At 65.1% G+C, this 14,965-nt stretch carries 14 protein-coding genes; 11 read left to right on the plus strand and 3 right to left on the minus strand.

Going from position 1 to position 14,965, the window contains the following annotated elements; translation table 11 throughout:
* The first annotated feature begins 103 nt into the window (after window positions 1-103).
* Window positions 104-2,026, plus strand: coding sequence for a tyrosine-protein phosphatase (locus N7422_RS04400; RefSeq protein WP_279805440.1), 1,923 nt, complete (start codon window positions 104-106; stop codon window positions 2,024-2,026).
* On the opposite strand, the gene N7422_RS04405 is transcribed toward N7422_RS04400, so the two are convergent.
* On the minus strand, window positions 2,014-3,012 hold the full coding sequence (locus tag N7422_RS04405; RefSeq protein WP_279805441.1) for an AraC family transcriptional regulator: 999 nt from the start codon (window positions 3,010-3,012) through the stop codon (window positions 2,014-2,016). The genes N7422_RS04400 and N7422_RS04405 overlap by 13 nt on opposite strands.
* 99 nt (window positions 3,013-3,111) lie before the next feature.
* Window positions 3,112-4,884: a S8/S53 family peptidase gene (locus tag N7422_RS04410; protein ID WP_279805442.1), complete on the minus strand. Its 1,773-nt coding sequence runs from the start codon at window positions 4,882-4,884 to the stop codon at window positions 3,112-3,114.
* Window positions 4,885-5,448: 564 nt separating this feature from the next.
* Here N7422_RS04410 and nhaA point away from each other — a divergent pair.
* On the plus strand, window positions 5,449-6,648 hold the full coding sequence (nhaA, locus tag N7422_RS04415) for a Na+/H+ antiporter NhaA (protein ID WP_279805443.1): 1,200 nt from the start codon (window positions 5,449-5,451) through the stop codon (window positions 6,646-6,648).
* Window positions 6,649-7,461: 813 nt separating this feature from the next.
* On the opposite strand, the gene N7422_RS04420 is transcribed toward nhaA, so the two are convergent.
* Entirely contained in the window at window positions 7,462-7,608 is a 147-nt protein-coding gene (locus tag N7422_RS04420) for a hypothetical protein (protein WP_023912607.1), read from the minus strand.
* A gap of 29 nt (window positions 7,609-7,637) precedes the next feature.
* Here N7422_RS04420 and N7422_RS04425 point away from each other — a divergent pair, with 29 nt between their 5' ends.
* The 9 genes from N7422_RS04425 to N7422_RS04465 all read left to right on the plus strand — a co-directional run bounded on the left by N7422_RS04425 (window position 7,638) and on the right by N7422_RS04465 (window position 14,964).
* Window positions 7,638-8,393, plus strand: a complete 756-nt coding sequence (locus N7422_RS04425) for a hypothetical protein (protein WP_023912609.1) — start codon at window positions 7,638-7,640, stop codon at window positions 8,391-8,393.
* A 118-nt stretch (window positions 8,394-8,511) separates the two neighbouring features.
* Complete coding sequence (locus tag N7422_RS04430) at window positions 8,512-8,724, plus strand: AlpA family transcriptional regulator (RefSeq protein ID WP_031276155.1); 213 nt, start codon at window positions 8,512-8,514, stop codon at window positions 8,722-8,724.
* A gap of 42 nt (window positions 8,725-8,766) precedes the next feature.
* On the plus strand, window positions 8,767-9,642 hold the full coding sequence (locus N7422_RS04435; protein ID WP_023912612.1) for a ParA family protein: 876 nt from the start codon (window positions 8,767-8,769) through the stop codon (window positions 9,640-9,642).
* Window positions 9,626-9,874, plus strand: coding sequence for a hypothetical protein (locus N7422_RS04440; RefSeq protein ID WP_023912614.1), 249 nt, complete (start codon window positions 9,626-9,628; stop codon window positions 9,872-9,874). The genes N7422_RS04435 and N7422_RS04440 overlap by 17 nt, the downstream gene beginning before the upstream one ends.
* The gene (locus N7422_RS04445) at window positions 9,867-11,525 is read left to right on the plus strand and encodes a ParB family protein (RefSeq protein WP_023912616.1); all 1,659 of its coding nucleotides are present in this window, start codon (window positions 9,867-9,869) and stop codon (window positions 11,523-11,525) included. The genes N7422_RS04440 and N7422_RS04445 overlap by 8 nt, the downstream gene beginning before the upstream one ends.
* 15 nt (window positions 11,526-11,540) lie before the next feature.
* On the plus strand, window positions 11,541-12,101 hold the full coding sequence (locus N7422_RS04450) for a DUF2857 domain-containing protein (RefSeq protein WP_023912618.1): 561 nt from the start codon (window positions 11,541-11,543) through the stop codon (window positions 12,099-12,101).
* A 3-nt stretch (window positions 12,102-12,104) separates the two neighbouring features.
* Window positions 12,105-13,343 (plus strand): STY4528 family pathogenicity island replication protein, encoded by a 1,239-nt coding sequence (locus tag N7422_RS04455; protein WP_031276157.1) that lies wholly within the window; start codon window positions 12,105-12,107, stop codon window positions 13,341-13,343.
* Window positions 13,344-13,660: 317 nt separating this feature from the next.
* Complete coding sequence (locus N7422_RS04460) at window positions 13,661-14,440, plus strand: PFL_4669 family integrating conjugative element protein (protein ID WP_023912621.1); 780 nt, start codon at window positions 13,661-13,663, stop codon at window positions 14,438-14,440.
* The gene (locus N7422_RS04465) at window positions 14,437-14,964 is read left to right on the plus strand and encodes a DUF3158 family protein (protein ID WP_023912623.1); all 528 of its coding nucleotides are present in this window, start codon (window positions 14,437-14,439) and stop codon (window positions 14,962-14,964) included. The genes N7422_RS04460 and N7422_RS04465 overlap by 4 nt, the downstream gene beginning before the upstream one ends.
* Window position 14,965 lies beyond the last annotated feature (1 nt).

The following is a 14,965-nucleotide window of genomic DNA, read 5'->3' on the forward strand; positions in this document are numbered from 1 at the left end:
GCCGGATCGCGCAGGCTTTTGCCTGATCCGGCCTTTTGCAACATGCAGTTTCAAATCCCGCACCGATAGTTGCCGTTCCCTGAATGGCAAAGAGGCTATCGTCGTGCGCCAGCGTTTTCTGAGTTCCCTGTCCCTGCTCACCCTGTCCATCAGCGCCGCCCACGCGGCCGAGACCTTTCCCCTCGACACCCCTCGCCTGAACGGCCTGGACAACTTCCGCGACATCGCCGGCACCACCAGTGCCTACACCACCCGTCATGACGGCGTGATGCGCAGCGGGGTGTTCTACCGCTCCAACGCCCTGACCCCGACCCCGTCGGACCTGACGATCCTCGAAGGCCTGGGCATCGGCGACGTGTACGACCTGCGCACCCCGAGCGAAATCGCCGCCACTGCGGACACCCTGCCCGACGGCGCCAGCTACCACAACATCGACATCATCGGCAGCACCACCTCCGGCGCCAACATCACCAACGTCTCGTTCACCAGTGCCGCCCAGGCCAGGGAAATGATGCTGGAAACCAACCGCGCCTTCGTCAGCGACGCCGGGATGCGCGGCCAGTTCGGCGTGCTGTTCAACGAACTGGCAAGCGCCGATGGCGCCGCGCTGTTCCACTGCACCGCCGGCAAGGACCGCACCGGCTGGACCGCCGCCGTGCTGCAGAGCATCGCCGGGGTCGACGACGCGACCATCATGGCCAACTACCTGGCCACCAACGACTACACCGCCGCGCGCATGGCCGCCACGCTGAAGGCGCTGCCCCCGGCCATGGCCGCCATCTACCAGCCGCTGCTGGGGGTGGACGCCAGTTACCTGCAGGCCGGCCTGGACGAGGTCAACGCCCGCTACGGCAACATGGACAACTATCTCAAGCAGGGCCTGGGCCTGAGCCAGGAGACGATCTACGTACTGCGCGGCAAGATGGTGCGCTATGCCAGCCTGCCCGGCCAGGCCGGGTTGCAAGGCAATGCCGCCGCGGGCGCGCAGTTGCTCGGGCAGCTTCAGGACAGCGAACTGTCGGGTCGCTACAGCGCCTACAACTACTACCTGCAGTCAGCCATCGACGCCGGCAGCCTGGGTGGCGTCGAAGCCACCGTGGGTGGCCAGGTGCATGCCGACGCGGCAAGTTTCCTGTTGCGCCAGGGCGCGCTGATCGACCGGGCGGCGGCCCCGCATGCCAGTGGCGCGCAGCTCAAGGTCGGCCAGAGCCGCCTGTGGAGCACGGCGCTGGCCGGCTACCTGGGCACCGATGGCTCGAGCCAGGCGCGCAGCAGCAACGAGCACAGCCAGGGGATGATGGTCGGCCTGACCCAGCGCTTCTCCGAACAGCTCAGCGCCCATGCCGGCCTTGGCTACAGCCAGGGCAACGTCGGCGCCGCGGGCGGCGAGGCGGACACCGACCTGACCTTCGTTGGTCTGGGCCTGCGCCTGGCGCCCGACGGACTGGAACAAGGCGTGTTCCTTGACGCCAAGGCCAACGCAGGCTGGTTCGACTACACCAGCAAGCGCGAACTCGGCGGCGGCTTGGGCACAGCCAAGGGTGACAGCCATGGCACGCTCAGCGGAGCGAACGTTGCCCTGGGCTATCGCCTGCCAATGCAAGGCATGATCCTGGAGCCGAGCCTGGGCATGCGCATCAGCCATGTGGACCTCTCCGGTTTCCGGGAAAAAGGCAGCGAACTGGCACTGGAGGTCGACGACCTGCAGGCGACCCGACGCAGTGCCACGGCCGACCTCAAGGCCGCCTTCGCGCCTGTCGCGCTGGGCGGCGGCTGGCAGCTGGTACCTGGCGTCGAGGTAGGTTACGAGCATGCCTTGGGAGATCGCCACATCGACAGCCAGGGCCATCTGTTGGGACTGGATATCGAGCAACGCGCGGCGTTCGACAACCGCGACCAGTTCCTCGGCGCCGTCAGCCTGAACGCCAGCCTCGGCGGCCTGAGCCTGGGTGCGGAGCTGGCCGCCAGCGGGGGCGGCGACAGCCATGGCGTCAGCGGTGGGCTGAAGGCCAGCTACGCCTTCTGAGCCGGTACGATGCCGCGCAGGCCGCGCCTCACCTCGGTGGGGCGCACGCCATAGGCCTGCTGGAAGTACTGGGCGAAACGCCCCGGGTTGCTGAAGCCATAGCGCGACGCGACCTCACCCACTCCACCGACATCGCCCCGGGCCAGGTCCTGATAGGCCCGTTCCAGACGGACCTGGCGCTGGAAACTGGCGATCGAGGTGCCGGCGAAGCGACGGAAACCTTCCTGCAAGGCGCGCAGGCTGACATTGGCCAGCGCCGTCAGCTGCGTGCCGCTCACCGGCTGCTCGGGGTGCTCGCGCAGATAATCCATGGCCAGCCGCACGTGTCGCGGCGCGATCATCGGCGCAGGCCGGCGCAAGGCCTCGCTATGGTTGTGCGGCCAGGCTTCGAGCAGCGCATCCACCAGCATCTCCTGCAGCCGCGCCGGCATCAGCGCAGCGGTGTCGAGCAGCGGTTCGAAGCTGTCGCCGGTGGCCAGTTCGAGCAGCGCGCGGATGCCTCGAAACGCCGCCACCTGCAGGTCGACCACCGGCTCGAAACGGATCGACTCATGCAACGCTCGCCCCAGCAGCAGCGCCAGACGCTCGTTGAACAGGCCGCGACGGATCGATATGCCGCACTGGGCATGGTCTTCGGCAAAGCGCACCGAGCGGATCTCGGCCTTGTCGATCGCCAGCCCCACCTGAGCGAAACCGACCGTCTCGCCACGGTGCGCGAAGATGACTTTGCCGGCGCTGGGCAGGACGAAGGTGATCTCATCCTGAGGCGCGGGAAAGGTGATGGAGAAGTCGCCCCGGTAGCGCATGCGGCGAAAGCTCATGCCGTCCTGGCGGCCATAGACGCCACCGATGACGATATCGCCGGGCAACGGCGTCAGGTCGGCGTAGAGGCTGCCGAACAGGCGGCTGAACTGCACGGCGAAATCCTCGCTGCGCATGTCGGCGGACCTGAGGATGATCTGCTTGCGGGACGAGGCACTGAACACCTTTGGCGGTCTCCATGACGGGCGGGGAAGATCGGTTGCGCCGCAACCCTAGCTGACACAAGTGACAGCGACGTGAACGGGCCCGCCGACAGCGCGGGATCAGCGCGCGCCCAACCCGTCTTCAGGGTTGGGCGGCGCCGCGGGGCCCTCCACGGCCACGCTTGGCGTCGCTCGACTCTTTATGGCCAGCGCCAGCGCTCGCTGCATGTTCAGTCGCGCATACTGGCCAATGCCGGGGGCAGTGTTGCCTGCGCGCTCGTCAACCGCAAGCGCAGCGGTAAGGTCCACGTCGCCGCGCTTGCCTGCCAGCGGCCAGGCACTTTGGCGCAACATCGCTCTGACCTGCCCCGGTGTCAGATCCGGATTGATGGACAGCATGGCAGCGACGGTGCCCGTGACCAATGCCGTCGCATAGGAAGTGCCACAACCGGTCCCCTGATCGACGCCCATCCACTCGATCGTGGCCGGCCTCAGGCATGCGGCAGCGGTGATATCCACCCGGCGTCCCCGGTTGGAACTGTGGCGCGGCACGACAAACCGGCCATCGCCGATCGCCACGTCCAAGCCGCTGCGCTGATGACCACCCACCACCAGCAGTTGATCCGACAGCAACGAGGTCGGTAGATGATCACCCGTGGTGGACGAACCGTTGCCAGCTGAACTGACCACCACCACGTCCGGATGGTTGAGCTTCAACCAGGCGAAATAGCGTTCAAGAAGTTTCCCATAGCCCTCGAATGCCTGGTCGGAACGCACATTGGCGGCCACCGGCTCGCCATACAGGTTGGTAGCGCCAAGCCGATGGATGCCCCAACTCCAGTTGAGCACGCGCACACCGTCCTCCACGAGGTTGACTGACGCCGCCACCCGGGCGATCACCCCCGAGGGAGCCCCCCGGTCAACGATGATCGCGAAGCCATCGCCCGCTCCCTCCAGACGGCTCAGAAATCCCAGGCTGCCGTGTTGCCCGGCAGCCGCGACCAGTACCCCGGAAACGATCGATCCATGGGCATTCTCCGCCGGCTGATCGAGTGCGTACACGCAGGTGGCGGGGCGCTCGCACGAGCGCGCGTACCCGGAGAGCTCGGGGACATCGAAGTCAACGGCCTTCTCGATGACACCCACCAGGATTCGGTGCGTGCGCAGGCTTCGCGTGTGGCCTCGATAGAGGTCGATGGCTGGCTGGAAGTTGTTCGCGACCCAACCCTGAAGATCGGCAGGCTCGATGACCCTGTCGCGGTCCGGCAAGGCGCCCTGGTTATCGTCCTCGACCAGAACACCGGCCACCGCGGCATCCTCTTCGAGCAGGCGCAGCAGCGAGTTGCGTTGCTCCAGGCGCCTCGTGCCGAGGCGGAACTGGTAGACATTCAAAGGCGCGATCGCACCGACGATCTCCAGGCCATGCGCACTGGCGATGCGCTTCGCCTCGACCAGGCCCTGGGCATCTTCGAGAAATACCAGGCTGACAAGATCGACCGTGGTCAGCACCCGATCAGCGATCCTGACCCGCCGGCCCAGATGGCTGGCCACGACCTGAGCCCGTTGCCGACTCAACCATACGGCGTTGCTCGTGCCACCGTTGGCGCGCAACCACATGGGCCCACTGGACCGTGCGAGGTCGTCCGGACGCAATCGCAGCACGCGCCCGAAACGCGTAACCCGCTCTGAAGTGACATCAGCGCCATTGATGACCACCGTAGGCGTGGGCTCGGGCATCCCCTTGACCTGCAGGCACCACTCCATCGGCGCGTCGGCGCTCCAGGTTTCGCAGGGAGCGAGGCTTTCGATGCGGATAGCCGTCGCCCAGGCCCTGGAGTCGTCGAGCCCCAGACACGCTGCCAGGACCAGCGGCCACACTGTCAGATTGCGCATTCCGGCAACTTCCGTGTCACGTTGCAGGGAAAAGGCGCAAGGCTTGCCAACTCTGGCGCCGGGCGCCGCCTGAGGCAAAAGGTAAATACTCGACACCCATGCGCCTACTGGCAGAAATGCCAGGTCGGCACACCGGGAAAACCTGCAAGCAGCCGCCTGACCGGTCGCAGACGGTGCGCCGGGTTCCTCATGGGCACGGCTTGAGAGGACGCCAGGCGGAGATTGATCCAGCAACATTTCGACGCAAATTACTGGCCTAACACCCCCCCTGTGCCGCTAGAATGGCCGCCTGGCGTGTGCTGCGTGCGCCCGGGAGCCTTCCCGAATACGGAGAACATTCATTTGTTTTCCGTGAGATCCGTCCATGTTGCACGCATGCCTCCATTCTCCCTGGCGCTTACCGTCCCGTGTGTTCACGGTTTGGGTTGCCGCGCCGCTTTACCCATCCTTCTTCTCGCCCTTCGCCGCAGTGGCCCGATGCCTTCGGAGCCAGCGTCTCGCCGTGTCCGTTGTCCGCCGCGCCACTGCCACCCCGAGGGCGACGTCATGAACGAGGACCGCTACATGAATGCACCCCTTACCCACAAGCAGCCCTCGATGCTGCGCCAGCTGCTGGCCACCGAAGCCGCCGGCGGCGTGCTGCTGATGCTGACCGCCGCACTGGCCATCGTGATCGCCAACAGCCCCTGGGCAAGCGCCTACCAGCACCTGCTGCACCTGCCCGTCGGCCCGACGCTGACCGACAAGCTCGGCCCGATGACCGTGCACATGTGGATCAACGATGGCCTGATGGCGATCTTCTTCCTGCTGGTGGGCCTGGAGATCAAGCGCGAACTGGTCGACGGTCGCCTGTCCAGCTGGGAACAACGCCGCCTGCCGGCCCTGCCGGCGCTGATGGGCATGGCCGTTCCCGCACTGATCTACCTGGCCGTGGTTCGCGGCGAGCCCGGGCTGGCCGGTGGCTGGGCGATCCCGGCCGCCACCGACATCGCCTTTGCCGTCGGCGCCCTGGCGCTGCTGGGGCGCCACGCGCCGCTGTCGCTGAAAGTGATGCTGGTGTCCGTGGCGATCATCGACGACATGGGTGCGGTCGCGATCATCGCCGTGTTCTACACCTCGTCGATCAACCTGCTGGCCTTGGCCGGTGCCGCCGGTATCGTCGCGGTGATGCTGGCGTTCAACCGCCTGCGCGTGGTCGCCCTCTGGCCTTACCTGCTGGGTGCGGTCGCGCTGTGGTACGTCACCCTGCTGTCGGGTGTGCACGCCACCATCGCGGGTGTGGTCGCCGCCCTGCTGATCCCCTACAGCACCGGCAACAGCAAGGAACGCGAAGCCAGCCCGCTGCTCCGTCTGGAGCATGGCCTGGCGCCGTGGGTCGGCTTCCTCATCGTGCCGGCGTTCGGCTTCGCCAATGCCGGCGTGTCCTTCGGCAACCTGGGCTGGAGCGACATCTTCGCGCCACTGCCGCTGGCCATCGGCCTGGGCCTGCTGCTGGGCAAGCAGATCGGTGTGTTCGGCGGCGTGCTGCTGGCGGTCAAGACTGGCCTGGCGAGCAAACCCCATGGCGCCAGCTGGCTGCAGATCTATGGGGTGGCGATGCTCTGCGGCATCGGCTTCACCATGAGCCTGTTCATCGGCGAACTGGCCTTCCCGGGCCAGGCCGAGAAGATCGATGCGGCGAAGATCGGCATTCTGCTGGGCTCGCTGCTGTCGGCGGTGATCGCTTGCGTGATCCTGCGTTTTGCGCCCAAGCCGGCGGATTGAAGTGAATGATCGAGGGGCCGCTATGCGGCTCCTTTGCTGTCCACTCTCGCGAACGCCCACCATCATCAGCGTATCGGTCATGAAACTGGCGGGAACCAACATTGCCCACGCATGCGATTCACATGCGACCTCCAAATCCCAGGCATAAAAAAAGAGGCCTTTCGGCCTCTTCTTCGTGACCCCAGCGACGCACTGCGGATCGAATTTGGAGCGGGAAACGAGACGTGTACTAGGACAGTAAGTCGTTGTTTCCCAATCACTTTCTTCGCCGAGGTGGCCAGCGAAGACCTCAATTGTAGCCTTATTTTTCGTCCTCGACAACAAAGATCGTCCAGAGATCGCCACTGAAGTCCAAGGACACCTACTCAGCACACCAGACCCGCACTCGGCGCACCGCTATCCGCGAGGGCCTCGAACTCGTCAGCTACGCCTCATCCTCTGCCTGCCACATCCACACCGCGATGCCGCTTCCAGTGTGGGCACTGTTCGGCTGCCGCCGGGAGCGACATGCTCCGCGCATCGCGGCGCGACGCTCCATCCATCTGCACAAGTCACCCTGGAAGCACGCACACCGTAGCCGCGGGGCACCGGCGCGCGATTCTTTATCGATATATCAGGATGCCGGAACAAGCATGACAGGCGCGGATTCGCTAGGTCCCGCCGGAGGCTGGACGACGATTGCCATCCCTCTCACGCGTTGTGAAACCGTTGGCCTATCAGGCCATACCGAGACGGTTTTGCAGGAGCCGTAGCTTCTCACGACCCTGATAGCGTGAGCGTCACTGTCGAGCCTGCGCACCGACGCTCGACCTTCTAATGATCGATGAATTTTTGCACATCGAGCACACAACGGATACCAGTAGTACGGCCTGGTGAGAAGCACTCAAAGCGAGCGTCGGAACTCGCCTCCTGCACAGACAACAGGCCGCCCATGAGGACGGCGGCAAAGGAGTCGGCCATGTAGTTCTTCTCCTGGAAGGAGACGGAGCATGCACGAGAACAAGAATGAGGCACCAATATCAAAGGTGTTCTACCGCCCGATCGAAGCGTCCATCCGCTGGGCTGGACTGCTGCGGTACGAGCAGGTGATCTTGGCCTCGATTTCGTCGCCAAGAAATCTGCCACAGTCGCTGGACTGCCCGCGCTGGGGCGAGCTGCGGCTGTACACCGACCGCATTTTCGACGGCATTCTCAATGGGGAACTGCCCTTCGGGCAGAACGGCATCACGGCACGCGACACCGCACTGATCGACTCCCCTGACCTGACGATTCGCCACATCGATCTGAAGTGCTGGATGCGCCAGCACTACCCCGAGCAACGGCCCAGCTTCCTATTCTCCCGCAGCGAGCGCATCACCCATCCCTTCATCTCACTGGAAACTGGACAAGCCATGCTGGTCGAGCGACTGGCCCTGAAATCCGCCTTGGATCAGTACAAGCGTCAATTGCACGAGCTGCAAGAAAAGCACGACGCGCTCTTGAAGCAGGCTACGGTCATCCCAGCCTGCGCGCAGTGCCCGATCAGCGATCGAGCCGAGGCCACGTACCTGAACATCATCGGCGGCATGCTGGAACTGATGCTCGGGCAGTCGCCTTCAGGCACACCGTACTCCAGCTTCAAGACGCAGGAGGCCGTGGTGAGCGCCTTGGTCGCTCATCACAGTGGTGCCATGGGGATTGCGGAGCGGACGTTGAACGGCAAGTTCGCCACGGCCAGGCGCCGGCTGCGTAGCGCTTCCCTCTGAGATTTTCCAGCTTGTATGTGCAGTCGCGGAGATTGCATTTGCAGTGTCTTTCCGCAGCCGTGTCTATTGAATAGAGGTCACGCCAACAAACGCTACCTAGCGTTCAGGAGTGACCGCCATGTCGCAAACACCTGTACTGCCACCGAACGAGCGCCGCATCCTGCGCCTGGAAGAAGTCGAAGCGAAATCCGGCTTCAAGCGTGCCCACATCTACAACCTGATGAGGAAGCGCCAGTTTCCGCAAGCGCTGCGCCTGGGCGTGCGCGCCGTGGGCTGGGATTCCATCGAGATCGATCAGTGGATCGCCGAGCGCGTCAACAGCCGGGCCTGAGCCGTTCTCCCGCGGACTACCCATCCTCACACGGAGAACGCCATGCAGGTCGTATCTATCATTTCAACCAAAGGTGGCGTCGGCAAGACCACCACGGCCGCAAACCTGGGCGGGCTCGCGGCGGATGCGGGGCTGCGCGTGCTGCTGCTCGATCTCGACGTGCAGCCCACCTTGTCTTCCTACTACGAGCTGGCCCACCGCGCGCCTGGCGGCATCTATGAATTGCTGGCCTTCAACGAGGGGGACCTCGGCCAGCTCGTGTCCCGAACGATCATCACGGGCCTGGACCTGGTGCTGTCCAACGACCACCGGGGCGAACTGAACACCTTGCTGCTGCACGCGCCGGACGGGCGCCTGCGGCTGCGGCACCTGCTGCCAGCCCTCGCTCCGCTCTACGACCTGGTGCTGATCGACACCCAGGGCGCGCGCTCGGTGCTGCTGGAGATGGCGGTGCTCGCCTCCGAGGTTGCGCTGTCGCCCGTGACCCCGGAAATCCTAGCGGCCCGAGAACTGCGCCGCGGCACCATCCAATTGCTGGAGGACATCGCGCCGTACCGGCACCTGGGCATCGAGCCACCGCCGCTGCACCTGCTCATCAACCGCGTCCATCCGGTGTCCGCGAACTCCCGGCTGATCCAGGCGGCCCTGCGCGACTTGTTTCAGGACCACGCTGGCATCCGCGTGCTGGGCACCGACGTGCCAGCCATTGAGGCGTATCCGCGCGCCGCGACGCGCGGCTTGCCGGTGCATCGGGTCGAATACCGCCAACCACCAGGCAGAGTCGCCCCCGCCGCACTCGACACCATGCGCGCGCTCGCCAGCGAGTTGTTCCCGCAATGGCAGGACCGATTGGCCCGCGTGTCCGGCCGCCTGCAGCGACCCGTTGAAACCGGGAGGTCTCATGGCGAACGCACATGAACTGGCCCGAGGCCACAAGCGGCTGCGCGCCCTGATCGAGTTCGCTGTCGGCGAAGGCTGGCACGTCAAACGCACGCCTGGCGGCCACCTCAAATTCACCAAGGCAGGCTGCGCCGCGATCTACACAAGTTCGACGGCCAGCGACCACCGGGCGACCCTCAACGCCCGTGCGCAGATCCGCCGCGCCGAACGCGAAGCTCGGCCCCAAGCGCAGGGAGGCGGCCATGGCTGAGATCACCTCCCAGCAGATGGCCGGGAAGTTGCTCGCGGCCGGGTTCGAGCGCAGCAGCCCGTCAGCCTCGGCCCTGAGCGATCCGATTGCCGACACGCCGATGGTCGTGACCCTGGACCAGTTGCGCCCCTACGACCACGACCCACGCAAGAAGCGCAACTCAGCCTACGAGGAAATCAAAGCGTCCATCCGCGAGCGCGGCCTGGACGCGGCGCCGGCCATCACCCGGCGTCCCGGTGAAGACCGCTACATCATCCGCAACGGTGGCAATACGCGATTGGCCATCCTGCGCGAACTGTGGTCGGAGACCAAGGACGAGCGCTATTTCCGCATATCGTGCCTGTTCCGTCCGTGGCCCGAGCGTGGCGAGATTGTCGCGCTGACCGGCCATCTCGCAGAAAACGAACTGCGCGGCGGCCTCACGTTCATTGAGAGGGCTCTTGGTGTCGAGAAAGCACGCGAGTTCTACGAGCTGGAAATCGGCTACCCCCTGAGCCAGTCTGAGCTGGCGCGCCGCCTGGCCGCCGACGGATACCCCGTGCAGCAGTCGCACATCAGCCGGATGGCCGATGCGGTGCGCTACCTCCTGCCCGCGATCCCGACCGTGCTTTACGCCGGGCTGGGGCGCCACCAGGTCGAGCGGCTGTCGGTGATGCGCAAGGCCTGCGAGCGCACCTGGGAGCAGTACGCCAAAGGCCGCTCACTGGTTCAGGACTTCGACGAGTTCTTCCAGGAAGTGCTGTCGCAATTCGATGTCCAGGCCGACGAGTTCTCCGCGCAGCGTGTTCAGGACGAGTTGATCGGCCAGATGGCCGAGCTGCTGGGCGTCGATTACGACGTGCTCGCTTTGGACATGACCGAATCTGAGAGCCGCCAGCGCGCCTTGATCAGCGAGCCGACACCGCCCACGACGCCACCTGTATTACCGGAGCCGGGAGCCTTCGCGCGTCCACCTGCCGATACCTCGCCACCCATCGCAGGGCCTGCACCGGCAGCGTCGCCTGCAGGCCGACCTGCAGCCACCCCCTCGGCGCGTGAGAGCGACTCGGATGCCGGGCAGGCGAGTACGGTTGGCCCGGCAGCGGACGACCACCTGCTTCAGCAACACATCGTCTCGCCGGCACCGACGACCGAACGGCTTCAGTCCATCCAGCGCATGGTTGCGGACCAGTTGGGGGATGCGTTGCCGCCCGACTTCTCGGCGAATGTTTTGCAATCCATCCCGGTGCAGGCAGGCGGGCTCTATCCAATCTCCGATGTCTGGTATATCGACCCGGGCCTGGACACGCCCGAGCGCTTGCGCAACCACATCGCGCAGTTCGCCCGCGAGATCGCGGGTGAGGCGGGTCTGGACGAGTGCATCGATGACCGTCCAGACGGCATCGGCTTTGCCTGCCGCGCCCGCACTTCAAAGCCGGCGCCGCTGGGGCGTGCCGTCCTGGCGCTGCTGGCGTGCCTGGCCGGTCAGCAGCCTGCCGACGTCGGCCTGGACAGCGGGCAAGTTGTCATCGACCTGCCGGCGCTGCTGCACGGTCAGGGCGACGCAACCCGGCGATTGAGCGACACCGCGCTGGTCAAGCTGTTCCGGCTGGTGCGGTTGGCCCGCCGTCTGCTCGACCTGGAAGCCGGCGTTGCGGACTCTGGAACGTGAGCGAGGGAGGCCAGCATGTCCGCACCACACCCACTCAACCAGGCCGTCATTGCCCAGGCCCTCTATGACCTGCGCAATGGGCAACTGCGGCGCTGCAAGCTGATGGGGTTTGGCGAGGAAGAACTGGACGCCCTCAAGCATCCCGCGCTGATCAGCGTGCTGGCCAACGCCAATGTTTCCTGGTGCTCGGTGACGGTCAACCGCGAAGTGCTTCGACGACTGCTCAAGCAGGCGCAGGACGTGGAGAAGGAAATCGCCACGGTCGATCGCATGCTCAGACTGGGCGCGAGCACCGAGATGGTCAGCCGGTTCTATGGCTTGACCCACCAGGAGGTGGCGCTTCGTCGCGACATCCTCGGCCTGCCGAAGCGCAAGGGCCGTCATCCTGTGCTGGACGAGAAGCAGGACACGGAGCTGTGGAGGCAATGGAAGGCCACGACCGGCAGCAGGAACGTCGATCTCGAAGACGAAACCTCAATCCTCGATGCCGCCATGGACTTGGCGGAAGGCATGTCGCTGCCTCTGTCGGTGGTCTGGGCCTCGATCAAGAGTTGGGTCGATCAGGGATTGGGTTGAGCCATGGCCGTGGACGACACCGCACCACGCCGTGGCCCCATCGCACTCGCAGACTTGTTCGACGCGGCGCTGAAAGACCTTGTGCCCAAACCCAGCCCCAGTGCGCCAGCACCCATGCCTTCGCCGACGCCGACGCCCACCACGTCCGGCGATGCCTTCCTCTTCAGCGGCAACCGGCATGAAACCGTGCCGCGGCGGCTGTTTCTCGACCGCCGCCTGACGCCGCTGGAAAGGAACGCCTGGCAAGTGTTCCGGCTGATGCTCAACGACGATGGCGTGACGGCATTCCCGACGTATGAGCAGCTTCGGCCGTGGCTGGCCTCGATGCCCTGCGCCGGTCAGGCCTCCCATGAAACCGTCGCTCGGGCGCTGACGCTACTGCGCCTCACCCGATGGTTGAGCCTGGTGCGGCGCAGACGCGACCCCAAGACCGGCCGCATCCTCGGCAACCTCTACGTCTTGCACGATGAACCCCTGACGCCGTTCGAGGCCATGCAGCTCGACGCCGACTACCTGGCGCTGGTCAGCCAATCCCTCGGCCATTCGGCCAAGGCCGTCCAGATGGTCGGTTTGAACACGCTCAGGGAGATCGCTGAAGATCCGCTGCTGTCCGGTCGCACGTTGCCGTCGCGGCTACAGATCCTTGCCGAACGCCTCGACGGCCAGGGCATCACCGCCACCGAAAGTTATCCACAGGAGGACGCGACTCACGAATCCGAAGAAGGTGCTTCGAGCCTTCTTCGGAATCCTGATGACCCCACTTCGGATTCCGAAGCAGGGCTGAAACCCGCGCCAGACGCCTCTCTTCGGAATCCGAAGCAGGCCCGTACAGTACGTAGTAGTCGTATTAATGAAGTACGTACTACCGCGCAGGCGCGCGCGCTGGGCGATCTCCAATGGCCCAAGCGCTTCGCGCAACTGAAGGCAGAACAAAAGGCGGGCGCCAAGGTGGCATTGCAGCAGGTCGATGCTCTGCTGAGGCAGGCCGTGCTGGACGAATGGGCCACACGCTGCGCCAATCATGGCATCCGCAATCCCGCGGGGTATCTGTTCGGGATCATCCAGCGGGCCATCCATGGTGAGTTCAACGCCTGGGCCAAGACAGAAGCGCCATCGGCACCCGTCCCGCCAAACGAACGGCCGCCACCAGCACCAGCTCCTCAGCCGCAGGGTAAGCCGGTTCCGCCAGAAGTCGCCAAGCAGCACATCGAGCGGCTGCGCAACCTGCTCGCCAGCAAGTGAGCGGGCCTGCAAGACGGTGCAAGTAGATGTCCATGGCTGCCTGTAGAGCTATCCCCTGGGGATAGCTCCGCCGCTGGGCACCACACCGATCAGTCGCAGACCTGGCATCGAACACCTGCCGCAGCATCGGCGTTGCCCGCCCTGATCCCAGCATGCAGCGTTCGTTGGCGCTCCATGGAGCTATCCCCTGGGGATAGCTCGCACCGCATGCAACTGCCACGCCTTAAACCGGGGCCTGCCGCGTTTCGGTTTGTTGACTGACTGCCTTCCGCATCCTGCCGAAGCTGTCCGCTCTTTTCCAACAACGAGCGGACACCATGGCAACCAATGAACCTCTGCAACTGAATCTCGGAGCCCTGCGCAGCGCGATGTCGCTGACGCTGCACACGCACCATGCTTCCCGCATCTGGCATGGCCGTGCCGCGGCTGAGGGGCGACCGGGCATCGTCGGCCTGAACGGCTACATCGCCCAGATGAACAAGATGCGGCGCGGCGCTGAGCAGGACGACCCGTACTCGGACTGGTGGATGCTGCGCATTGAGGACAAGCTCGACCAGACCAAGATCACGCTGCAATCGCTGCGCGAACAGGTGGACCAGGCGCTCGCGAACGTGCCGCCAGCGCTCAGCCTGGGCGAAAACCTCAACGTGCAACCCGTCAAGCTGCCGCTGTTCGTCAATGCGCAGCTCGGCTTTGCAGCCGTCTATCTGCTGGCCGACTACGACGACATCGCCCGCAAGCTGATCCTCGCTCACCACACCGCGCTCATCGACCGCAGCACCTTGGAGCGCTGGCTCAATGAGGGTGCCCATGCGTTGCGCAGCCTGTTCTCGCTGGCCCAGCAGTACCGCTATTCGGGCTGCACCCGCGACGACTTCGCTGCGAAGAACGCCGCAGCACGGGCGGCGCTGGAGAAATTCGGCGAACTGCCGCAGGACGTGCTGGAAGGTACGCGCCGCTCGAAGTTCGCGCCACCCATCGTGCGCCGTGGCCTGCAGCAGCGCGGTGACAGTCCTGCCGCAGCCGCTTTCGAGGGCGAAGAAGCCGCTGCCACCGAAGCACCCGAAGCGACGGCCGGCGAGGACGCGCAAGCATGAGCGACCCGAACCGCGATACCCGCTACTTCCGCCCCCTGCAACAGACAGCCTTCATGAAGCTGGAACACGCAGGCTCTCAAAAGGCCCTTTTGAAGCCCTTTAAGGGTAAAGGGGACTTGGAGGCCTGGGCCAGCCAGTGCTTCGCCATGCGCGACGAGCTGATTGCCCTGGCACAGCGACAGGTGCTGCCGCAGGCATGCGGGCACCCGTTCCACCTGCTGCCTGTGGAACTGGCCCAGCAATCCACTGGCGCGGGGACGACGTTTCTGCGCTGGCGCAGGCACGACAGGTCAGCCATGGGCGTGGCCTTGTGGCAGGAGCTGATGGCAAGCACCAGCACGCCGGTCAACCTGCTGGCTGACCTGCACGCGATCGAGCTTCAGCGCATCACGCTGAACATGCAGATCAGCCTGTTGCACACCTTGGGCAGGCAGGCCCAGGAATGCGCCAGCAAGGCTGCCGAGGCGGAAGACGCTTACCTGCGCCGGCTCAAGTCCACCCCACCCGCAATGCGCGATCGGTGAT

Source organism: Pseudomonas sp. GD04091 (assembly GCF_029836165.1).
Classification (GTDB): Bacteria; Pseudomonadota; Gammaproteobacteria; order Pseudomonadales; family Pseudomonadaceae; genus Aquipseudomonas.